The sequence below is a fragment of the Nocardia sp. NPDC004068 genome, assembly GCF_042874315.1.
In the GTDB taxonomy this organism is placed as follows: domain Bacteria; phylum Actinomycetota; class Actinomycetes; order Mycobacteriales; family Mycobacteriaceae; genus Nocardia.
Map to the genome: position 1 here is coordinate 413,389 of NZ_JBIAMW010000007.1, position 23,175 is coordinate 436,563.

Annotated in this window: 6 protein-coding genes; 2 read left to right on the forward strand and 4 right to left on the reverse strand. The window is 70.9% G+C overall.

All coding sequences use genetic code 11. From position 1 onward, the window contains the following. Positions 1-206 precede the first annotated feature (206 nt). Positions 207-1,724, forward strand: coding sequence for an aldehyde dehydrogenase family protein (locus tag ACFYTQ_RS20630; protein ID WP_387363023.1), 1,518 nt, complete (start codon positions 207-209; stop codon positions 1,722-1,724). A gap of 4 nt (positions 1,725-1,728) precedes the next feature. On the opposite strand, the gene ACFYTQ_RS20635 is transcribed toward ACFYTQ_RS20630, so the two are convergent. Then, positions 1,729-2,157, reverse strand: a complete 429-nt coding sequence (locus ACFYTQ_RS20635; protein WP_387363026.1) for a MerR family transcriptional regulator — start codon at positions 2,155-2,157, stop codon at positions 1,729-1,731. A 64-nt stretch (positions 2,158-2,221) separates the two neighbouring features. Between ACFYTQ_RS20635 and ACFYTQ_RS20640 the strand changes: the two genes are divergently transcribed. Further along, positions 2,222-3,100, forward strand: coding sequence for a polysaccharide deacetylase family protein (locus ACFYTQ_RS20640; RefSeq protein WP_387363029.1), 879 nt, complete (start codon positions 2,222-2,224; stop codon positions 3,098-3,100). On the opposite strand, the gene ACFYTQ_RS20645 is transcribed toward ACFYTQ_RS20640, so the two are convergent. The 3 genes from ACFYTQ_RS20645 to ACFYTQ_RS20655 all read right to left on the reverse strand — a co-directional run bounded on the left by ACFYTQ_RS20645 (position 3,076) and on the right by ACFYTQ_RS20655 (position 23,033). After that, the gene (locus ACFYTQ_RS20645) at positions 3,076-4,323 is read right to left on the reverse strand and encodes an Nramp family divalent metal transporter (RefSeq protein WP_387363032.1); all 1,248 of its coding nucleotides are present in this window, start codon (positions 4,321-4,323) and stop codon (positions 3,076-3,078) included. The genes ACFYTQ_RS20640 and ACFYTQ_RS20645 overlap by 25 nt on opposite strands. A 108-nt stretch (positions 4,324-4,431) precedes the next feature. Beyond that, positions 4,432-5,460, reverse strand: coding sequence for an alpha/beta hydrolase (locus ACFYTQ_RS20650; protein WP_387363034.1), 1,029 nt, complete (start codon positions 5,458-5,460; stop codon positions 4,432-4,434). A gap of 137 nt (positions 5,461-5,597) precedes the next feature. After that, complete coding sequence (locus ACFYTQ_RS20655) at positions 5,598-23,033, reverse strand: amino acid adenylation domain-containing protein (protein WP_387363037.1); 17,436 nt, start codon at positions 23,031-23,033, stop codon at positions 5,598-5,600. Positions 23,034-23,175: the final 142 nt, after the last annotated feature.

The following is a 23,175-nucleotide window of genomic DNA, read 5'->3' on the forward strand; positions in this document are numbered from 1 at the left end:
CGCCTCGGTACCCAGTTCGCGAATCGGATATTTGTGTCTTTACTCACAATTCGTAATACCTGTCGGTACGACTCCGGATCGGCGCTGGTCCGGGGCCGGACCATCCGGTATGCCGCGCGGACCGGTCCTTGTCCGTGCAACGTCCGCGCCCATAGTGTGGCGGACGAGGGGAACCGACACCGACTCAGCTGTTCGAGAGGTGACCAATGGCCGAGTCCGCCCGAGCGCACACGGCGGCGCATCCGCCGGGCCGCTCGAAGGTCCTGACATCCTATGATCCGCGGACCGGCGAGGCCGTGGGCGATCATCCGATCATGGGCACCGGCGAGGTGACGCGTACCGTGCGGGCCGCGCGGCAGGCCGAGAAGTGGTGGACCTCAATCGGTTTCGCCGGGCGGCGGCGCTGGCTGCTGGACTGGAAACGCGCGATCGCCCGCAACGCCTCGGAACTGGTGGAGACGGTCTGCGCCGAGACCGGCAAGCCCGAGGTGGACGCGGCCATCGAGGTCATGCTCGCGGTGGAGAATCTGGACTGGGCCGCGCGCAACGCCGAATCCGCCTTGGGCCGAAGGCGTCTGGGCTCCACCTGGCTCACCCGCAATCAGCGCGCCTCGGTCGGCTATCTGCCGTTGGGCGTGGTCGGGGTGCTCGGGCCGTGGAACAATCCGGTGTTCACGCCGATGAGTTCGATCGCCTACGCCATGGCCGCGGGCAACGCGGTGGTGTTCAAGCCCAGCGAACTCACCTCCGGCGTCGGGGTGTGGCTGGCCGACAGCTGGGCGCGGCTGGCCCCGAATCAGCCCGTGCTGCAAGCGGTTACCGGCGACGCCGGCACCGGGGTCGCGCTGTGCCGGGCGCGGGTGGACAAGATCGCCTACGCCGGGCCGGAAGCCGGTGCGCGCGAGGTCATCTCGCTGTGCGCGCAGACCATGACGCCGGTGGTGGTGGAGCGCGCGGGCAAGGGCTCGATGGTGGTGCAGGTCGACGCCAAACTCGACGATGCCGCCGAGGCAGCGGTTTTCGGGGCCATGTCCAACGCCGGGCAGAGTCCGGCGGGGATCCAGCGGGCCTACGTCGCCGAATCGGTCTACGAGCCGTTCCTGGAACGCGTTGTGGCCCAGGCCCGTAAGCTGCGGCCCGGCGGCGACCGCAAGGCGTCCTACGGTCCGATGATCCTCGAGGCGCAGATCGAGGTGGTGCGGCGGCAGGTCACCGACGCCCTCGCCCGCGGTGGGCGGGCGGTGGTGGGCGGGTTGGAATCGTTCCGGGAGCCCTATATCGAGCCGATCGTGCTCACCGACGTGCCCGAGGAGAGCCTGGCGATCACCGGCGAGGCGGTCGGGCCGGTGCTCGTCGTGAACCGGGTGGCCACCATGGACGAGGCGGTGGAGCGGATCAACGCCGCCGACCACGGGCTCACGGTGCCGGTGTTCAGCCGCGACGTGAGCGCGGTCCCCGAACTCGCCGAACGCATCAGAACCGGTGTGGTGACCATCAATTCGTCGATGACCTACGCCGGAATCCCCTCGCTGCCGTTCGGCGGCGTCGGCGAGTACGGCCAGGGCCACGCCCACGGCGAGGCGGGCCTGCGCGAGTTCAGCCGCACCCTGGCCATCGCCCGCAAGCAATACCGCGCCCCGGTCAACCTCTCCACCTTCGACCGCCACCCCCGGCACCTGCGGATAGCCCGGATCATCTTCCGGCTCCGCCACGGGAGGATCTGAGAGGCTACGCCACGGACGTACTCGACCGGGCCAGACTCCCCGAGTTCCCGCTCGCCACGGACGTATCCGAACGAGCGCAACTCTTGAGGGAGGCGATGTAGGCGGCCATGGCGTCGCGGTTGCGGGTGAGCAGGTCGATGCGCTGGGTGAGGCGGGCGCACTGGTCCTCGAGGGTGGCGAGGATCTCCGGGGAGGCGTCGGCGAAGTGGATGTCGTCGGGGTCGCCCAGGCACGGGAGGATCTGCTTGATGAGGCGGGTGGGCAGGCCCGCCTCGAGCAGGCCCCGAATGTGGATCACCTGGTCGACCAGGCGCTCGTCGTAGTCGCGATAGCCGTTGGCGCAGCGGGCGACTCGAATGAGACCCTGTTCCTCGTAGTAGCGCAGCAGGCGCGGGGAGGTGTTGGTGCGCCGGGCGAGTTCACCGATTCGCATATGCTCCACCTCACAAGGATTCGGCTTGACCTTCACATCTGTGTGAGGGTTTCAGCATAGCGGCATGAGCACCGACATCGCCCTCTACGACTACAGTCCCATCACCGAGCGCGAGCCGATCCACTGGCCCGACGGCAAGCGGATCGCGTTCTACGTGGGGTTGAACATCGAGCACTTCTACGTCGATCTGCCCGGCACCTCGACCTACGAGGGCACCACCGCGCTGGTGCCGGACGCGCTCAACTACGGCTGGCGCGACTACGGACCCCGGGTGGGCATCTGGCGGCAGATCCAACTCCTGGACAAGTACGGGATTCGCGCCAGCGCGCTGCTGAATTCCGATGTGGCCGAGCGTTATCCACAGATCATCGCCGCCGGGCGCGAGCGCGACTGGGCGTGGCTGGCGCACGGCAGCAGCAACAGCCACCTGCACACCGGACTCGCGGAGGACGCGGAGCGCGGCGTGCTGCGCGATATCGTCGAGACCATCGAGAAGGCCACCGGGCAGCGGCCGAACGGCTGGATGGGTCCGGGCCTCACCGAAACCTTCCACACCCCGCGGCTGCTGGCCGAACTGGGCCTGAGCTACGTCCTGGACTGGACCAACGACGATCAGCCCTATCGGTTGAATGTGCCCGGCCTGCTGAGCGTTCCGTACTCGGTGGAGCTCAACGACATCGGCGTCTTCGTCACCAAGGGACTGACCGGGCCGGACTTCGTGCGCATGGTCACCGATCAGGTCGATCAGCTGTACGCCGATTCCGCCGACAGCGGGCGGGTGATGGCATTGGCCTTGCATCCGTTCGTCACCGGGCAGGCGTTCCGGCATCGGTATCTGGACGAGGCGCTGGACTACGTCGTCAATCACGAGGGGGTGTGGGTCACCACGAGCGACGACATCGCGGCGCACTTCGCGAATCAGGACCCGGTGACGGTCAAATAGATCAGCAGCACGTTGAGGGTGCTGATGACGGCTGCGATCAACCAGGCGAGCGCGGTGGTCACGCGACGGTTGACGTGCTCGCCCATCAGGGCACGGTCACTCGTGAAGCGCACCAAGGGAATCAGCGCGAACGGGATGCCGAACGACAGCACCACCTGCGAGACGATCAGCGCCCGCGTCGGATCGATGTGCGCGGCCAGGATGATCAGCGCGGGGACCAGCGTGACCAGCCGCCGGGCCAGCAGCGGGATCCGGCGGCGCAGCAGCCCCTCCATGATCATGGCCCCGGCGTAGGCGCCCACCGACGTGGACGCCAGCCCCGACGCGAGCAGGCCGACGGCCAGCAGCAGCGCGGCCCACGGCCCGAGCGAATCGCGCACCGCCGCATGGGCGGACTCGATGGAGTCGACGTCCTCGCGTCCGCCCAGCGTGTGCGCGGCCATCAGCAGCATGGACAGATTCACCGCGCCCGCGATGAGCATGGCCGTGCCCACGTCCCAGCGGGTGATGCGCAGCAGGCGAATTCGCGTCGCGCGGTCCTCGGATCGGCCGTGCCGGTCCCGGGTGAGGGCCGAATGCAGATAGATCGCGTGCGGCATGACCGTCGCCCCGATCATGGCGGCGGCCAGCAGCACGCTCTCCGCGCCCGAGAAGCGCGGCAGCAGACCGCCGATCGTGTCCGGCACCGACGGCGGCGAGATGACCACACTCGCCACGAACCCGACCGCGATGATCGCCAGCAGCCCGATGATGACCCGCTCGAACGGCTTCTGCCCGCGCCGGTTCTGCACGGTCAGCAGGACCATCGACACCACCCCGGTGACGAGCCCGCCGACCAGCAACGGCAACCGGAACAACAGATGCAGCGCGATCGCCCCGCCCACTACCTCCGCGAGATCCGTTGCCATGGCGACCAATTCGGCCTGCGCCCAATAGGCCAACCGCGTCGGCCGCGTCGCCCGATCCCGCACCACCTGCGGCAACGTCCGCCCGGTCACCAGCCCGAGCTTGGCCGAGAGGAACTGCACGAGCGCGGCCATCGCATTGGCCACGACGATCACCCACACCAGCAGATACCCGAACCGCGCACCCGCGCTGATATTGGCGGCCACATTCCCCGGATCGACGTACGCGATCGCCGCGACGAACGCCGGGCCGAGCAACACGGCGGCCGAGCGCACGCGGCGCAGGGAACTCCGGGGGTCGGCCGTTGTCGTACTCATGGAGAGAGTTTACGGGTTCCCTAACTTTTTATTGGGGGGTGTCCGGAAAAAACGAACTCGGCCCCGGTCGCATCGAGCGACCGGGGCCGAGGTGTGCGGAATCTGGAGTCAGATCCCCAACCCGTGGGCCAGCACGGGCCACGAGTTCATGAAGTCGTCCCGCCAGTACCCCCACGAGTGGGTCCCGGAGTTGCGGAAGTTGTAGGTGGCCGGGATGCCCAGGTTGTTCAGCTTGGTCTGGAGGTTGTGGCTGCAGTAATTGGTGCCCGCCTCGATGACGCCGCCGATCACGATCTGGTTGCCCAGGCCGTAGGAGCCGGGGAGGGCGTAGGGGCCGTCGAGGGTGTCGTACTGGCCGGGCAGGCCGTTGCCGCTGGAGATGTAGAGCTCGGTGCCGCGCAGCTTCTCGGCGTTGATGTACGGGTCGTTCTCCACCCAGGCGGGGTTGTCGTCGTCGCCGTACATGTTGCGGACGTCGCCGCCGCCCCACACGTTGACGGTCAGCTTCACGAATTCGCGACCGGCCGGGTCGGCGGTCTGGGCGCAGCCGGAGTAGGCGGCCGCGGCCTTGTACAGGCCGGGCTTGGCGATCGGCAGGTTCAGCACGGTGGTGCCCGAGGTGGACAGGCCCGCGATGGCGTTGACGCCGTTGGTGCCCAGCGCGCCGTCGATCAGCGGGGGCAGCTCCTCGGTGAAGAACGTCTTCCACTTGTTGCGGCCCAGCACCGGATCGTCCTGCAACCAGTCGGTGTAGTAGCTCCACTTGCCGCCGATGACCTGCACGACATTGACGTTCTTGTCGGCGAGGAACCCGTTGACGATATCGGTCTTCTTCACCCAGGAGGCGTCGTCCTCGCCGCCGCCCGCGCCGTTGAGCAGATACAGCGACGGCCGCGGCACCGAGGCGTCGGCCGGGCGCTGGATGTCGACCGGGAAGGTCTCGTCCATGGCGGCCGAGTAGACGTAGAGCCGGATGTTGCGGTCGTCCTTGTAGGTCGCCTTGCTGATGTGGGATCCGTCGGGCGCCTTCGGGTCGGCCAGCAGACTCTTCGACGCGATGATCGGGTCGTCCGCCGAGGCGTTGGTCGCTCCGACTCCGGCGACCACGCCGGCGAGAACTCCTGTTGCCGCGAGCACTGCCGCAGCCCTGAGACCACTACGCCGGAAGTGTCGACGAATCAATGTTCACACCTTCGCTATCCGCTCGATTGCCTGTTCAAAGCGCCGTTTGGCCCGGGTCGGACAGCCGACCCCACGGTTTGCTAGTCGTTCGTTCAGTGGCGCTCGTTACGTGACGCCCGCCCCATCATGCCATCGCTGGCGCGCTGGCTCGCGACCGACAGCACATGTCCCAATCGCGGACCGAGATCGGCCAGCGCCTCGGCCGAGGTCATCTGGTCGTGGGTCGCGGCGACGGGGTGATCGGTGATCTCGCCGTCCACGTAGAAACGCCAGTTCCGGGCGGCCGTGTCGTGGCCGAGCGCGCTGAAGTAGTCGAGCCGCCCCCGGAACACCGCGGGCGCGTACTCGGCGATGAGTTCGGCCGAGCGGACCGCGCTGCGATAGATGCGCCGCACCCGATCGGGCGTCAGCACGGCCATATCCGGCGGGATGGTGGCATGCAGCGCGGCCACCGCCTCGTCGCTCAGCTCGTGGATGTCGCCCTCGCCGACGAGCGCCTCCGCGCCGATCCCGATCTCCGCCAACGCCTCTCGAATGGCGGTGCGGAAGTCGGCGACGTCGATGTCGGGGTGGCTGTCCAGCATGGCCAGCAGTTCCACCTGTTCGCCGCTGCCCTGGAGCGCGGTCGCGACGGCGTGCGCGAGCACCCCGCCCAGCGACCAGCCGAGCAGCCGGTACGGGCCGTGCGGCTGTACGGCGCGGATCTCCGCGGCGTAACGCACGGCCATCTCGGTGAGCGAGTTGGGCAGGTAGCCGTCCTCGGTCAGCGCCGGGGATTGCAGCCCGTAGACCGGGGTGTCGTCGAGGTAGCGCGCCAAACCGGCGTAGCACCAGGACAATCCGTACATCGGATGGATGCAGAACAGCGGATTGCCCGCGCCCTCGGCCCGGATCGGCAGCAGCACCGACAGCGCCGCGTCGGAGTCCTGGTCGAAGTCGTGCGCCCGCGACAGCGCGGTCAGGATCCGCTCGCTCAGCGTGGCCACGGTCGCGCCGGTGAAGAACCACTGCACCCGCACCTCGGCCCCGGTGAGCGTGCGCAGCCTGCTGACCGCGCGGGTGGCGACGAGCGAGTTGCCGCCGAGATCGAAGAAGTCGTCGTCCAGCCCGACCCGCTCGGCGCCCAGCACCTCGGCGAACACGTCGGCCACGGTCTGTTCCAGCGGTGTCGACGGCGCCCGGTACGGCCGCCCGGCCGCCCGCGGCACCGGCAGCTCCTTGCGGTCGAGTTTGCCGCTGGCATTGAGCGGCAGCTCCGCCAGCACCACGACCGTGGCCGGAATCATGTACGCGGGCAACGATTCCCGCGCCCGCCCGAGCACCGCGCCCTCGTCCACCGTCCCGCCGGGAGGCGGCACGAGATAGGCGACGAGCCGATCCCCCGAGCCGTCGCGCACCAACGAGACCACGGCGTGCCGCACCGACTCGTGCGCGACCAGCACCGATTCGATCTCCCCCAGCTCGATCCGCTGCCCCCGCAGCTTCACCTGAAAGTCGGTGCGCCCCAGATACTCCAGCACGCCGTCCCGCCAGCGCACGATATCGCCCGTGCGATACAGACGCCCGCCGCCCGATTCGCCAGCCGCGCCCCCCGATCCGCCAGCAGCACCCCGCGATTCGCCAAGCGCGCCCCCCGGTCCGCCAGCAGCGCCCCCCGGTCCGCCAGCAGCGCCCCTCGATTCGCTAGGCGCGCCCCCTGATTCGCCAAGCGCGCCCCCCGATCCGCCCGTCGCACCCCCCGGTACCCCGAAGGGGTCGGCCACGAACCGTTCGGCCGTGAGCGCGGGCGCGCCCAGATAGCCGCGCGCCAATTGCACACCGGCGACGTACAGTTCGCCAGGCGCGCCCGGCGGCACCGGCCGCAGTTGCCGATCCAGCACGTGCACCCGGGTATTGGCGACGGGCAATCCGATCGGCACGTTCCCGGCGGGCGCGGTGTCCACCGGGTACGCCGTGACCACGGTGGCCTCGGCCGGGCCGTACCAGTTCACCAGCTCGGCCTGTTCGAACCGGGCCGCGAAGGCCGCCGCGGTCTCCCCGGTCAGCGCCTCGCCCGCGGCGAACACCCGGCGCAGCGCCGGAAGACCCTGCGCGACATGCGGATTGGCGGCCGGATCGAGGAACGCGTCCAGCATGGACGGCACGAAATGCACCGTGCTCACCGAACGCTCCTCCATGAGCCGCGCCAGATAGGCCGGATCCCGGTGCCCGTCCGGTTCGGCGATGACGACGGCCGCGCCGGTCTGCAAGGGCCAGAACAGCTCCCAGGTGGAGATGTCGAAGGTGATGGGCGTCTTGTGCAGCACCACGTCGCCGGTGTCGTGCGGATAGGTCCGCTGCGCCCACCGGAACTGGTTGACCATCTGCCGGTGCGTGATCACCACGCCCTTGGGTCGGCCGGTGGAGCCGGAGGTGTGGATGACGTAGGCGACGCCGTCCGCGCCGACCTCGACCGGGGCGGCGCTCCGATCGGTCGGCAGGTCGGTGACGTCGAGCACGAGAGCGCCGGTGTCCGTGGCGAATCCGTCGCGCCCGGTGGTCAGCACGCACACCGGATCGGCGTTGCCGAGCACGAATTCGTTGCGCTCGGCCGGATGGTCCGGATCGATCGGCACGTAGCCGCCGCCCGCCCGCAGCACCGCGTAGATCGCCACGACCAGTTCGATCGACCGCCGCATGGCCACCGCGACCAACTGCTCGGGCCCGACCCCGCGCGCGGTGAGGGCGGCGGCCAGCGCGCGGGAGCGCTCGTCGAGTTCGCGGTAGCTGAGCGTGGTGTCGCCGAAGTGCAGCGCGGGGGCGTGCGGGGTGCGGGCGACCTGGGCGTCGAACAGCGTCAGCAGCGTCGCGTCGTCGTCGACCAGTTCGGGGGCGGCGGTGGCGTTGCGTTCGGCGAGGGCGGCGCGCTCGTCGTCCAGCAGCGCGTCCACCTCGGCGACGCGGGCCTGCGGGGTGGCGGTGAAGCGGCCGATCAACCGCGAAAGCCGTTGCGCCAGCGCCTGTGCCGTCGACTCGTCGAACACGTCGCGCAGATACTTCAGCGACACCCGCAACTGCTGATCCAGCACCACCATCACGGTCACCGGATAGTGCGTGCCGTTGACCGACCCGACACCGGAGACGCGCATGCCGTCGATGGCGCTCGCCCGGTCCAGTCCCTCGCGGTCCACGGGGAACGATTCGAACACCACCAGCGAGTCGAACAGCCCCTCCACGCCGACGGTCTCCTGGATATCGCTCAACCCCAGGTAGTGATAGTCGAGCAGATCGGCCTGCTCGCCCTGCAACTGACGCAGCAACCCGGCCAGGGTGTCGTCGGCGCGCAGCCGCACCCGCACCGGGATGGCGTTGAGGAACAGGCCCACCATCGTCTCCACGCCCGCCAGTTCCGGCGGCCGTCCCGAGACCGTCGCGCCGAACACCACGTCGTCGCGGTCGACGCTGCGCCCGATGAGCAGACCCCACGCCGCCTGCACGACGGTATTGACGGTGACGCCGAGCCGGGCGGCCAGCCGGGTCAGGGCGGTGGTGTCGGCCACCGGCAGTTCGAAGCCGACTTCGCCCACGCCCGAGGCGATTTCGCGGCCCGGATCGACCGGCGCGAGCGGGGTGGGTTCGGTGATCCCGGCCAGCGCGGTCCGCCACGCGGCGCGCGCGGCGTCCGGATCCTGGGCGACCAGCCAGCGCAGATAGTCGCCGTAGGAGTGCACGGGCGGCAGCTGCCGCGAGCGCGGCCCGAGCGCGTACAGGATGAGCAGATCCTGCATGAGCAGCGGCATCGACCAGCCGTCGATGAGGATGTGGTGGCTGGTCACCAGCAGCCGGTAGGCGTCGGCGGCGGTGCGGATCAGGGCGAAGCGCAGCAGCGGCGCGGTGCGCATGTCGAAGCGGTCGGCGTAGTCGGCGGCCTCGATCCGGGCCAGCTCGGCGCGCGCCTCGGCCGGGCTCAGATCGGCGAGATCGACAGCGCGCCAAGGCAATTCGACCCGGTCCAGCACCACCTGCACCGGCTTGCCGTCGGCGTCGTCGGCGAAGGCGACGCGCAGATTGTCGTGCCGGTCCAGCACCGCCTGCGCCGCCTCGCGCAGCCGCCGCTCGTCCACCGTGCCGTTCAGGTCGAGGCTGAACTGGGTGGTGTAGACGTCGACCGACGCGTCGGCGAGCAGCGCGTGGAACAGCATCCCCGACTGCAACGGGGTCACCGGCCACACGTCGATCAGATTCGGGTACGCCGCGTGCAGCCGATCGATATCGGCCTGCGCGGGACGCACCAGCGGGAAGTCCGAGGGCGTGAAACCGCCCACGCCCGAACGGGTTCCGTGTTCGGCGAGCCCGCCCAGCGCGCGCACCCAGTGCCCGGCGAACTCCTTGATCCGCTCGACGTCCAGCACGGCCGTGGCGTAGTCGAACCGGGCCAGCAGCCCGTCCTCGGTGGCGTCGACGGTCAGATCCAGGAACAGGTCCGCGGCCGGGGTGTCCGGATAGGCGTGCGCGGGACGCAGATCGCGGTAGCGCAGCGCCGCCCGCCCGTGCGCGAGCGCGGCGAGGGCGTCGGCGGTGCCCGGATTCAGATAGCGCAGCAGGCTGTAGCCGACCCCGTGGTCGGGCACCGCGCGGCGCGACTCCTTGATCTGGGCCAGCGCCCGGCCCGCGGCCGGTCCGCCGACGAGCGCGTCCTCGACGTCGACACCGTCGAGGCCGAGCACCAGCGGGAACGTGGTGGTGAAACCGCCCACGGTGCCGAGGGATCCGGGCCCGGTGACGGTGCGGCCGTCGGCGGCGAGTTGCACGACCGGTCCGATCAGCGCGGCGGCGGCCCCGTGCAGCGGCGGCCGCAGCGCGAGCGCGAAGGCCGTGACGAGCACGTCCTCCACCGAGGCGTGATAGGCGTCGGCCACCGCGCCCACGGCGGCCGCGCCCTCGGCGGTGATGACCAGCGACACCCGCCCGCGCGCGGTGAGGTCGACGCCGTCGATCGGCTCTTCGGCCGGGACGGACGCGAGTTCGGTGCGCCACCAGGACAATTCGCCGGTGGTGGCCGGATCGGTGGCGCGCTCGGCCAGGGCGCGGGTCACCCGCGCGGGTCCGGCGTCGAGGGCCGCGGCGGCCGCGTGCCCGCCGGACCAGGCCGCGGACAACTCGTCCACGATGACCCGCCAGGACGCGTCGTCGACGACGATGCCGTTGGCGACCACGACCAGCGTGCCCGGCGCGGGGTCGGCGTCGGGTTCGGTCGGGGCGATCAGGCCGAAGCCGATATTGCGACCGGCGAACGGATCGAGTTCGGCGGCGAGCGTGCGCAGCGCCACCTCGGCGCTGTCGTCGGCGGGCACGAACCGCCGCAGCTCCGCCGGTTCCGGCCGTTCCGGAAGCGCCAGGCGCGGTTCGGGTTTCGCGGACGCCTCGGCGGCGGGCGGCACCGGCAGCAGCCGGGTCTCGGGGTCCGCGGCGACGGGCAGGATCTGCGTCTTGGCCTCGGCCCAGTCGGTGTCGAGGACCTCGCCCGGCGCGGCGACCGTCGGCACCGGCAGGAACCGGGTCGCGTCCGTCTCGACCGGTTCCCCGGCGACCATCGGCGGCGACCCGTCGGCCGGTTCCAGCCGGGCCGAGAGCATCGGATGCCGCTCCAGGACCGAGTCGACGGCTGCGGCGATGCGGGCGGGCGGGCAGTCGCTCGGGATGCTCAGGGCGATGGCGCGGTTGTCGCGACCGGCGGGGTCGATCTGCAACAGCCGCACCGCCATCGGCGGCAGCGGCAGCGGACCGGTGGCAGCGGCCGGTTCGGCGGTGTCGGCGTCGACGGTCGCGGCGCGGGCCAGCGCCTCGACCGTGCGGTTCTCGAACACGTCGCGCGGGGTGAGGTGCACGCCGCGCCCGCGCGCCCGCGAGACCGCCTGGATGGAGACGATGCTGTCGCCGCCGAGGGCGAAGAAGTCGTCGTCGAGCCCGACGCGGTCCCTGCCGAGCACCTCCCCGATCACCTCGGCCACCACCTGTTCGGCCGGGGTGCGCGGGGCGCGGTAGGCGCGGGCCTCGAGCACCGGCTCCGGCAGCGCCCGGCGATCCAACTTGCCGACCGGGGTCAGCGGAATCTCGTCGAGCACCACGATCGCGGTGGGCACCATGTATTCGGGCAGCACGCGGCCCAATTCCTCGGTGAGCGCGGCGGTGTCGAGCGTGACGCCCGGCGCGGGCCGCACATAGGACACGAGAATCGTTGCGCCCGCGTCGGTTTCGTGCCCCACGGTGACCGCGAAGTCCACACCCGGACGCGCCGCGAGCGCACTGTCGATCTCGCCGAGCTCGATGCGGAAACCGCGCACCTTGACCTGGAAGTCGTTGCGGCCCACATACTCCAGCACACCTTCGCCCCGCCGCCACCGCACCACATCGCCGGTGCGGTACAGGCGTCCGCCGCCCCGGCCTCGGCCTTCACCCTGGGCCCGGCCTCGGCCTTCATCCTGGCCCTGGCCTTGGCCTCCATCCTGGCCTTGGCCTTGGCCCTCATCCTGGACCCCGAAGGGGTCGGCGACGAACCGGGCGGCGGTCAACCCCGGCCGATCGTGATACCCGCGCGCCAACTGAATGCCGCCGAGGTACAGCTCGCCCGCCACACCCTCGGGCACCGGCCGCAGCCGCGCGTCCAGCACCAGCGCCCGAATCCCCCGGATCGGCCCGCCGATGGTCACCGGCTCGCCCGGAGTCAGCGGGTCGCTGATATTGGTCATGACCGTGGTCTCGGTCGGCCCGTACCCATTGTGGAATCGGCGCCCCGGCGCCCCGGCCCATTTCGCGGCCAGTTCGGCGGGCACGGCCTCGCCACCGGCGACGATCACCTTCATCCCGGCGAGCGCGGCGGGATCCAGCGAGGCCAGCACGGACGGGGTGAGGAAGGCGTGGGTGGCGCGTTCGCGGGCGATCAGGTCGGCGAGTTCGTCGCCGCCGAAGGTGCGCGGCGGCACCAGCACCAGCGCGCCCGCGCCGCCGACGGCCAGCAGCAGTTCCAGCACGGAGGCGTCGAACGACGGCGAGGCGAAGGCCAGGGCGCGCGAATCATGGTCGAGCCCATAGCGTTCCACCTGTTCGGCGCTGAAGTTGGCCAGTCCGGCGTGGGTGACCACGACGCCCTTGGGCAGCCCGGTGGAGCCGGAGGTGTAGATGACGTATGCGGCGTTGCCTGGTCGCAGCGGCGCGAGGCGATCGGCGTCGGTGATCGGCTCCCCCGACAGCGAGTCCACCTGGTACGCGAACTCCGGGGTGTCGAGCACGACCCAGCCGCCGCTCACCTCGGGCAGTTCGGCCACCACCGCGCGCAGCGTCACCCCGAGCGCGGCGCGGGAGTCGGCCACCATGTGCGCGATCCGGTCGGCCGGATAGGTGGGGTCCACGGGCACGAACGCCGCCCCCGACTTGGTCACCGACCAGAGCGCCACGACCGCCTCGATGGAGCGCGGAATGGCCACGACGACAAGCACATCGGGGCCCGCGCCGAGTTCGACGAGCCGCCGCGCCAGCTTGGACGAGGCGAGGTCGAGCTGGGTGTAGCTGTAACTGCGACCCTGGTAGACCACGGCCGGGCCGTCGGGATTGGCGTCGACCGCGGCGGCCATGAGGTCGGGCAGCGTGCGCGGCGGAACGGCCGGGGCGCCCGCGCGGCGGACCAGGTCGGCGCGTTCGGAGTCGTCGAGCAGATCCAGATCCCCGGCCGCGGTGGCGGGCGCGGCGGCGACGGCGGCCAGCAGGCGGCGGAACCGGCGGCCGAGGTCGGCGACCGTGGCCTCGTCGAAAAGGTCACGCGCGTAGGTGATCTCGGCCGCGAGCCCGGCCTCGGAGCCGTCGGCGGCGCGCTGTTCGCGCATGGTCAGCAGCAGATCGAATTTGGCGGTGTCGGCGGCCGGGTCGAGCGCGGTGAAGCTCAGCCCGGGCAGGTCGAAGGCGGTCCCGGCGAGGTTCTCGAACGACAACGCCACCTGGAACAGCGGGTGCCGGGCGGCGGAGCGGGCCGGGTCGAGCGCCTCGACCAGTCGCTCGAACGGGATGTCGGCGTTGGCGAAGGCGCGCAGATCGGTTTCGCGGTTGGCGGCCAGCAGCTCGGTGAACGGCCGATCGGGCGCGACCCGGGTGCGCAGGACCAGCGTGTTGACGAACATGCCGATCAGATCGTCGAGTTCGGCCTCGCCGCGGCCCGCGATCGGGGTGCCGATCGCGATGTCGTCGCCGCCCGACAGCCGCGCCAGGAATACCGCCAGCGCGGTGTGCACGACCATGAACAGCGTCGCGTTGTGGCCGCGGGCCAGCTCGGCGAGGGCGCGATGCACCTCGGCGTCGACCACGAAGTCGGTCTTGCCGCCCGCGAAGGTCTGCGCGGGCGGGCGCGGCCGATCGGCGGGCAGGGTGAGTTCGTCGGGCAGATCGGCGAGTTCGGTTGTCCAGTAGGCCAATTGGGCGCCCGCGAGGGATTCGGGGTCGTTCTCGTCGCCGAGCACCCGGCGCTGCCACAGCGCGTAGTCGGCGTACTGGATCGGCAGCGGCGCCCACGCGGGCGCGCCGCCGCCGGAGCGGGCGACGTAGGCCACCATCAGGTCGCGGGTGAGCGGGCCCATGGACCAGCCGTCGGCGGCGATGTGGTGGGCGACGAAGACCAGCACGTATTCGGTGGCCGAGAGCTGGAACAGCCCGATCCGGAACGGGATCTCGGCGCTGACGTCGAATCCGGCGCCGACCATCCGGCCGACCTCGTGGGCGACGCGTTCCTCCCCGATCGTCACGGGTTCGAGGTCCACCGGCACCTCGGCGACCGGCAACACCCGCTGCACGGGCCGCCCGTCGATCGCCGGGTAGACGGTCCGCAGGATCTCGTGCCGCGCGACGAGATCCGCGACCGAGCGCCGCAGCGCCGCCACGTCGAGCGCGCCGGACAGCCGGATGGCGACGGGGATGTTGTACACGGCGGCGGCGGTGTCGAATTGGTTGAGGAACCACATGCGCTGCTGCGCGAACGACAACGGCACGCGGTCGGGGCGTTCGACGGCGACGAGCGGGGTCCGGGTGGTCTCGCTCGCGCCGCGTTCGACCTTCACCGCGAGCGTGGCCACCGTCGGGGCCTCGAACAGCGCGCGCACCGGCACCCGGGTGTCCAGCGCCGCGCCGACCCGGGCGGCGACCTGGGTGGCCAGCAGCGAGTTGCCGCCGAGGGCGAAGAAGTCGTCGTCCGCGCCGACCCGGTCCACCCCGAGGACCTCGCGGTAGACCGCGGCCACGATCTCCTCGACCGGGGTGCCCGGGGCGCGGAAGGCGGCGGCCTCGAATTCGGGTTCCGGCAGCGCCTTGCGGTCGAGTTTGCCGTTCACGGTCAGCGGCAGCGCGTCGAGCACCACGAACGCCGACGGGATCATGTAGGAGGGCAGCGCGCCGGACAGGGCCGACTTCACCCGTGCCACAACGATATCCGCGTCGGCGGGCACGAGGTAGGCGACGAGCCGGTCGCCGGTGCGGGTGTCGGAGGTGGCCAGCACGACGGCGCGGGCGATCTCCGGCAGCGCGAGCAGCGCCGCCTCGATCTCCCCGAGTTCGATGCGGAAGCCGCGGATCTTGACCTGGAAGTCGGTGCGGCCCCGGTATTCCAGTTCGCCGTCGCGCCAGGCGACGAGGTCGCCGGTGCGGTACATGCGGGTGCCGATTTCGCCGTTGGCGCCCCCCTGTCCCCCGAAGGGGTCGGCCACGAAGCGGTCGGCGGTCAGATCGGGGCGGCCGAAGTAGCCGCGAGCCAGTTGCGCGCCCGCGAGGTACAGCTCGCCGGGCACCCCGTCCGGCACCGGACGCAGCCGCGAATCCAGCACGTACACCCGGCTGTTCCACTCGGGCAGGCCGATCGGGACCGCGACGGTGTCGGCGTCGGTGACGCGATGGGCGGTGATGGAGACGGCCGCCTCGGTCGGGCCGTACAGGTTGAACAGTTCGACGCCCGGGTGCGCGGCGCGCAGGCGCTGGGCGAGCGCGCCGGGCAGGGCCTCGCCGATGGCGAGCACCCGGCGCAGCGGGCTCGCGCCGGTGCCGACGGTCAGCAGCGCGTCGAGCATGGACGGCACGACGTGCAGCGTGGTCACGCCCTCGCGCGTCATCAGCTGGTGCAGATACACCGGGTCGCGGTGCCCATCGGCGGTGGCGATCACCAGGCGACCACCGCAGACCGCCGCGGACCAGAACTCCCACACCGACAGATCGAATGTCGCGGCCGTCTTCAACAACACCGCGTCATCCGCGCCGAGCCCGAATTCCGCCGTCTTCCACAGCAATTGGTTGACCACGGCCGCGTGCGGCACGGCCACACCCTTGGGACGACCCGTGGAACCGGAGGTGAAGATGACATACGCCGTGTTCTCCGGGCGCAGCGGCGCGACGCGCTCGGCGTCGGTCACCGGTTCGTCCGGGAAATGCGACAGGTCGAGTTCGTCGAGCCGGATCAGCGGGACCGGGACGCCGGAGAGGACGCCGCCGGTCCGGCGGGTCGCGGGAAGGGCCGCGGGTTCGGTGCGGGCCGGGATGGAGTCGCGGCGACCGCGCCAGTCGAGGGTGTGGCCGCGGTCGGCGGACGTGGCGCGCGGGGCCGGGGCCGGTTCGGCGGACCGCTCGGAAACCGTTGCGCCGGAAGCGATCTCGGTGGTGGTGAGCACGCACACCGGATCGGCGGCGGTGAGGATGTAGCGGATGCGTTCGGCGGGCTGGTCGGGGTCGACGGGGACGTAGGCGCCCCCGGCCGCGGTGACGGCGTACATGGCCACCACGAGGTCGACCGAGCGCCGCAGTGCCAGCGCCACCCGGGTCTCGGGTCCGACGCCGAGCGATACGAGGTGCCGGGCGAGGCGGTGGACGCGCGCGCCGAGTTCGCCGTAGGTGAGTTCGAGCCGTCCGTCGACGCTGTCGGGAAGGTCGGCGACGAGCGCCACGGCGTCGGGCGCGGCCGCGATCGAGCGGTCGAGCAGATCGCCGAGGGTGAGGTCGGTGTCGGTCGATTGCGCGGTGTCGTTGCGGGACACCAGGATTCGGTCGCGTTCGGCGGCGGTGAGCAGTTCGATGTCGCCGACGGGGGTGTGGGCGTCGGCGGCGACCGCGGCGAGCAGCCGGGTGAGGCGTTCGACGAATTCCGCGGCGGTGTCGTGGTCGAAGAGGTCGGTGGCGTAGGTCAGGAAGCCACCGATACCCTCCGCCTTCCCGTCCTCCCCGTAGGCGTCCGCCACGATCAGATGCAGATCGAACTGCGACACATCGAGATCCGCGTCCACGCCCCGCACGGTCAGACCCGGCAGATCCAGCTGCGTCCGCGCCACATTCTGGAACGACAAACCCACCTGGAACAACGGATGATGCGCGGTCGACCGGCGCGGATTCAGCACCTCCACCAGCCGCTCGAACGGCACATCCGCGTGCGCGAACGCCTGGAGATCCACCTCGCGCTGCCGAATCAGCAACTCCCCGAACGACTCCGAACGATCCAATCGCGTCCGGAACACCACCGTGTTCACGAACATGCCGATCAGATCGTCCAACTCGGCCGCACCCCGACCCGCCACGGGCGTCCCGACCGCGATGTCGTCGGTTCCCGACAGCCTCGCCAGCAACACCGCCAGCGCCGAATGCACGACCATGAACACCGTCGCCCCGTGCGCATGGGCGAGTTCGACCAGCCCCGCGTGGGTTTCGGCATCGATCTCGACCGGGACGCGCGCGCCCGCGAGGGTGGCCACGGCCGGGCGCGGCCGGTCGGTGGGCAGTTCGAGCAGGTCCGGGAGGTCGGCGAGGTGCCGCCGCCAGTAGGAGATCTGCCGGGCCGCGATGGATCGGGCGTCGTTCTCGTCGCCGAGCACCGCCCGCTGCCACAGCGCGTAGTCGGCGTACTGCACCGCTAACGGCGGCCACGCCGGGGCCTCCCCCGACGTGCGCGCCGCGTACGCGGTCATGACATCGCGCACCAGCGGACCCATGGACGAGGCGTCACCCGCGATGTGATGGACGACGACGGCCAGCACGTATTCACGCTTCGAGCCGGGAGCCAGATCCGAGATCTCCAGCAGCCGCACCCGCAGCGGCACCTCGGCGGTCACATCGAACGGGGTGGCCGCCAGTGCGTGCACCGTGGCCGGGACATCCGTGGCGGCGATGCGCTCGACGCGCACGCCCAACCGGGTGTCCGGCGGCAGGATCACCTGCACGGGACCCTCCGGCGTCTCCGGGTACACCGTGCGCAGCACCTCGTGCCGGGCCACCACGTCATCCAATGCGGCACTGAGAGATTCGGCGTCCAGGCTACCGGTCAGGCGCAGCGCGAAGGGCAGATTGTAGGCCGCCGAGCCCGCACCGTCGTCGAAGCGATTGAGGAACCACATGCGCTGCTGCGCCAACGACAGCGGCAGCCGCTCCGGCCGCTCGACGCTGCCGAGCGGCACGGCGGTATCGAAATGGGCCTGCGATTCCACGGCCGCGGCCAGGTCGGCGACGATCGGCGTCTCGAACAGCGCGCGCACCGGCACCCGGCCACCGATGGCCGCGCCGACGCGGGCGACGACCTGGGTGGCGATGAGCGAATTGCCACCGAGGGCGAAGAAATCGTCGTCCGCGCCGACCCGCTCGACCCCCAGCACCGCGCCGAAGATCTCGGCCACGATCTCCTCGACAGGTGTTGCGGGAGCGCGGAATTCGCGGGCGGCGAAGGTGGGTTCCGGCAGCGCCTTACGGTCGAGTTTGCCGCTGGCGTTGAGCGGGAACTCCGCGAGCGGCACCACGGCCGCGGGAATCATGTAGGCGGGCAACGAATCCGACAGCGCCGCGCGCAGCCGCTCGGCGTCGATCCGCTTCCCCGGCGCGGGCACCGCGTAGGCCACCAACTGCTCGCCCAGCGTCGACGGCACCACCAGCGCCACGGCCTGACTCACCGATGGCTGCGCCAACAACGCGGTCTCGATCTCCCCCAGCTCGATCCGCTGACCCCGGAACTTCACCTGAAAATCCGTGCGCCCCAAGTAATCCAGTCGCGCGGGCAGATCGCCGGACGCCGGACGCCACACCACCAGATCCCCGGTGCGGTACATGCGCGATCCGGCGGACCCCTGTACCCCTCCGCCATTGGCGGCCCCCGGCACCCCGAAGGGGTTGGCGACGAACCTATCCGCCGTCAGGTCCGGCCGCCGCACATAGCCGCGCGCCAGCTGGTCCCCGGCCAGATACAGCTCCCCCGGAACCCCGGGAGGCACCGGACGCAGCCGCGCGTCGAGCACGTAGACCTGAGTGTTCCACTGCGGCAAGCCGATCGGGACCGTCGGGCGGTCCTCGCCCCAAGCGGGCCAGTAGGTGACCGAGACGGCCGCCTCGGTCGGCCCGTACAGGTTGTGCACCCGAGCGGGCGAGACCCGGTGCAGGGCGTCCACGGTCTCCGGGGGCAGCGCCTCGCCGATGACCAGCACGTCCTGCAACGACGGGCAGGCGTGCGGTGAGGTGTGCGTGGCGAAGACGGTGAGCATCGACGGCACGAAATCGGTGACAGTGACCTGTTGCGCCGCAATGGTTTCCGCCACATACACCGGATCCCGATGCCCGTCGTGCGTGGCCACCACCAGCTTCGCCCCGGCCCGCAACGGCATGAAATACCCCCACAGCGACACATCGAACGTCGTCGCCGTCTTCTGGAGATACACATCGCCCGTGCCCAGCGGGTAGGCGGCGAGCATCCAGGTGATCTGGTTGTGGATGGCCGCATGCGAGATCGCCACGCCCTTGGGCCGGCCGGTGGAACCGGAGGTGAAGATGACGTAGGCGGGATGCTCGGGCCGCAGCGGGCGCACGAGTTCCCCGTCCCGGATCGGGCTGGGATCGAAGCGGCTCAGATCCATGGTGTCCAGCCGCAGCAGCGGGGTGTCGATCGGCACCGCGACCGAATCGGCGACGGTGGTCACCACCACGACCGGGCGGGCCGTGTCCAGGATGTGAGCGATGCGCTCGGCCGGATGATCCGGATCCAACGGCACATACGCACCACCGGCCGCCACGATCGCGTACATCCCCACGACCAGATCCAGCGACCGCCGAATCGCCAACCCCACCAACGACTCCGGACCCACCCCACGCGAAATCAACAGCCGCGCCAGCTGATTCACGCGGGCGTCGAACTCGGCGTAGGTGAGGGTGTCGCCCTCATAGCTCACCGCGATCGCGTCCGGGAACTCCGCCACCGCGCGCCGATAGCCGTCGAGCAGCAGTTCGGGTTCGACCGGATAGCCGGTGTCGTTCCAGTCGTACAGGATCCGCTCGCGCTCGTCCGGGCGCAGCAGCTCGATATCGCCGACGGGTCGCACGGGATCGGCGGCGACCGCCGCGAGCACGCGCAGCAGTCGGTCGGCGAAGCCGGCCACGGTGTCCTCGTCGAACAGGTCGACGGCGTAGGTGAACAGCGCCGACATGCCCGCGGCGCGCGGCAGCACGGTCAGCTGGAGATCGAATTTGGCGACGGCGCCGTCGAATTCGAGCGCCTCGGCCGACAGACCGGGCAGCTCCAGCCGCGCCTTGTCCATGTTCTGGAAGAACAACGCCACCTGGAACAACGGATGATGCGCCTGCGACCGCACCGGATCGAGCACCTCGACCAACCGCTCGAACGGCAACTCCGCATGCGAGAACGCCGCCAGATCGGTGTCCTTCACCGCCGCCAGCAACTCGTCGAACGACGCGCCGCCGTCGACCCGGGTGCGCAGCACGAGCGTGTTGACGAACATGCCGATCAACCCGTCGAGTTCGCGTTCACCGCGCCCCGCGACCGGGGTGCCGATGGCGATGTCGTCGGTCGCCGACAGCCGCGCCAGCAGTGCCGCGAACGCGGCGTGCACCACCATGAACAGCGAGCCGCCGCAGCGCTGGGCGAGCCGCTCGAGATCGGCGTGCAGCTCCGCGTCGATCTCGAAGGCGTATTCCGCGCCGCGCCCGGACGCCACGGTCGGGCGGGGGCGGTCGACGGGCAGGTCCAGCCGATCCGGCAGGCCCGCCAGGGCGTCGCGCCAGTACGAGATCTGTTTCGCCGCAAGCGAATCCGGATCGGACTCCGCGCCCAGCACGGTGCGCTGCCACAGCGCGTAGTCGGCGTACTGCACCGGCAGCGGCGGCCACGACGGGACGGCCCCGTTGCGGCGGGCGAGGAACGCGGCCAGCAGATCGCGCATGAACGGCCCGACCGAGGCGCCGTCGGCGGCGATGTGGTGCGCCACGACCGCGATGACGTGATCGTCGGGGGCCAGTTCGCCCAGGCCGATGCGCAGCGGCACCTCGCTCGCGACGTCGAAGCCGGTGAGCGCGTATCCGGCGACCCATTCCTCGATCTCGTCCTCGCGCAACGGTTTCGACGCCAGATCGGGGGTGGCCTGCGCGGTGGGCAGGATGACCTGGTGGCCGGTGCCGTCCACGGCCGGGTAGATCGTGCGCAGCGTCTCGTGCCGTTCGATCACGTCCGCGACGGCCGCGGCGAGCGCGTCGACGTCCAGATGTCCGGTGAGCCGGATGGCGAACGGGATGTTGTCGGCCGGGGAGGCCGGATCGAACTGGTTGAGGAACCACATCCGGCGCTGGGCCAGCGACAGCGGGATGAGTTCGGGCCGGGGCATGGCGGTCAGCGGTAGTCGATCGCCCTCGCCCTTCAGCGGTTCCAGCCGCACCGCGAGTTCGGCGACCGTGGGCGCCTCGAACAGCAGCCGGGCGGGCACCCGGGCCGAGACGAGCGCGCCGAGCCGGGCCGCCACCCGGGTCGCGACCAGCGAGTTGCCGCCGAGTTCGAAGAAGTCGTCGTCGGCGCCGATCGGGGTCTGCGGATCGAGCAGTTCGGTGAACACCCCGGCGACCAACTGCTCGAGTGGCCCCTCGGGGCTGCGGAAACGCTTGGTCTGCAACACCGGTTCCGGCAGGGCGGCGCGATCGAGCTTGCCGACCGGGGTCAGCGGGATCTCGTCGAGCACGGTGATCGAGGTGGGCACCATATGCCCGGGCAGGCTGCGTTCGGCGTGCGCGGTCAGGTCGGCGACATCGATGGCCGCGCGGGGCGCGGGATGCACGTACGCGGCGAGGATGGTGGCGCCGCTGTCGAGGGTGTGCCCGATGGTGACGGCGAAATCGACCGCCTCGTGCGCGGCCAACACCGCGTCGATCTCGCCCAGCTCGATCCGGAATCCACGGATCTTCACCTGGAAGTCGTTGCGGCCCAAGTATTCCAGCGCGCCGTCGGCGGTGCGGCGCACGAGGTCGCCGGTGCGGTACAGGCGGGTGCCCGCACCACCCCCGAAGGGATCGGCCACGAATCGGGCGGCGGTGAGCCCGGGCCGAGCGTGATACCCACGCGCCAGTTGCGCACCGGTGATGTAGAGCTCGCCGACCGTGCCGTCGGGAACCGGCGAAAGCCGTTCGTCCAGAACGTATTCGGTGATATTGCGGATGGGCCCGCCGATGGTGACCGGCGCGCCGGGCTGCAACGGCGCGCTGATATTGGTCATGATGGTGGTCTCGGTCGGACCGTAGCCGTTGTAGAACTCGCGCGGCCGCCCGGTCGAGCCGATCCGGAACACCCAGCGCCGCACCAGTTCCGGCGGGCACGCCTCGCCGCCCGCCACCACCACGCGCAGATCGTCCAGGCCGGTGGGGTCGACCGAGGCGAGCGCGGCCGGGGTGATGAAGGCGTGCGTCACCTCCTCGCGGGCGAGCAGCGCCGCGAGTTCCTCCCCGCCGAACACCGAGGGCGCGGCCACCACCATGGTCGCCGCGCCGCCGACGGCGAGCAGCAGTTCCAGCACCGACGCGTCGAACGACGGCGACGCGAAATGCAGTGTGCGCGAATCACCGTCGACGCGATACCGTTCCCGTTGCTCGTCGCAGAAGCTCGACAACCCGGCCTGGGTGACCACCACGCCCTTGGGCTTGCCGGTCGACCCGGAGGTGTAGATGACATAGGCCGGATGTTCGGCGCGCAGCGGACGCAGCCGGTCGGCGTAGGTGACCGGATCGGCGGAGAACTCCTCGAGCCGCGCGGTGAGGGCGGCGTCATCGATGGTCAGCCACTCGACCTCGGGGGGCAGGTCGGCGCGTTCGGCGGCGACGGTGAGGCCGACGACCGCGCGCGAATCGGCGACCATGTGGGCGACGCGTTCGGCCGGATAGTTCGGATCCACGGGCACGAATCCCGCACCCGTCTTGGCGACGGCCCACACCGCCACCACCGACTCGATCGACCGCGGAATGCCGACCGCCACCAGATCCTCCGGCCCGATGCCCCGCTCGATCAGCAGGCGGGCCAGGCGGGTGGAGCGTTCGTCGAGTTCGGCGTAGGTCAGTTCGGCGAGGGTGGCGGTGGCGTCGGCGAACACGACCGCGAGCGCGGCCGGATCCACCTCCACCGCGGTCGCCAGGAGTTGCGGCAACGTGGTGACACGTGGTCTGCGGGTACGGGTCGGACGGACACGAGCGGGCCGGGTCATGCCGTGATCGCTTCCCACGCCGCGTACCACCCGACCACCCGAACCACGTCTCTCACCCTGCCTGTCGTCGCCCATGCGCTGTCCCAGCGCCACCCTAGGGTCAATCGAGCACAGCCACCACGACTGTTACTGCCGCGTGACCCGACCATTGTCCCGGACGGGGCGCGACAGG

Bases quoted from the DNA above. Each gene is read 5' to 3' on its own strand.
- ACFYTQ_RS20630 (WP_387363023.1), top strand. From the start codon at position 207: ATGGCCGAGTCCGCCCGAGCGCACACGGCGGCGCATCCGCCGGGCCGC.
- ACFYTQ_RS20635 (WP_387363026.1), bottom strand. From the start codon at position 2,157: ATGCGAATCGGTGAACTCGCCCGGCGCACCAACACCTCCCCGCGCCTG.
- ACFYTQ_RS20640 (WP_387363029.1), top strand. From the start codon at position 2,222: ATGAGCACCGACATCGCCCTCTACGACTACAGTCCCATCACCGAGCGC.
- ACFYTQ_RS20645 (WP_387363032.1), bottom strand. From the start codon at position 4,323: ATGAGTACGACAACGGCCGACCCCCGGAGTTCCCTGCGCCGCGTGCGC.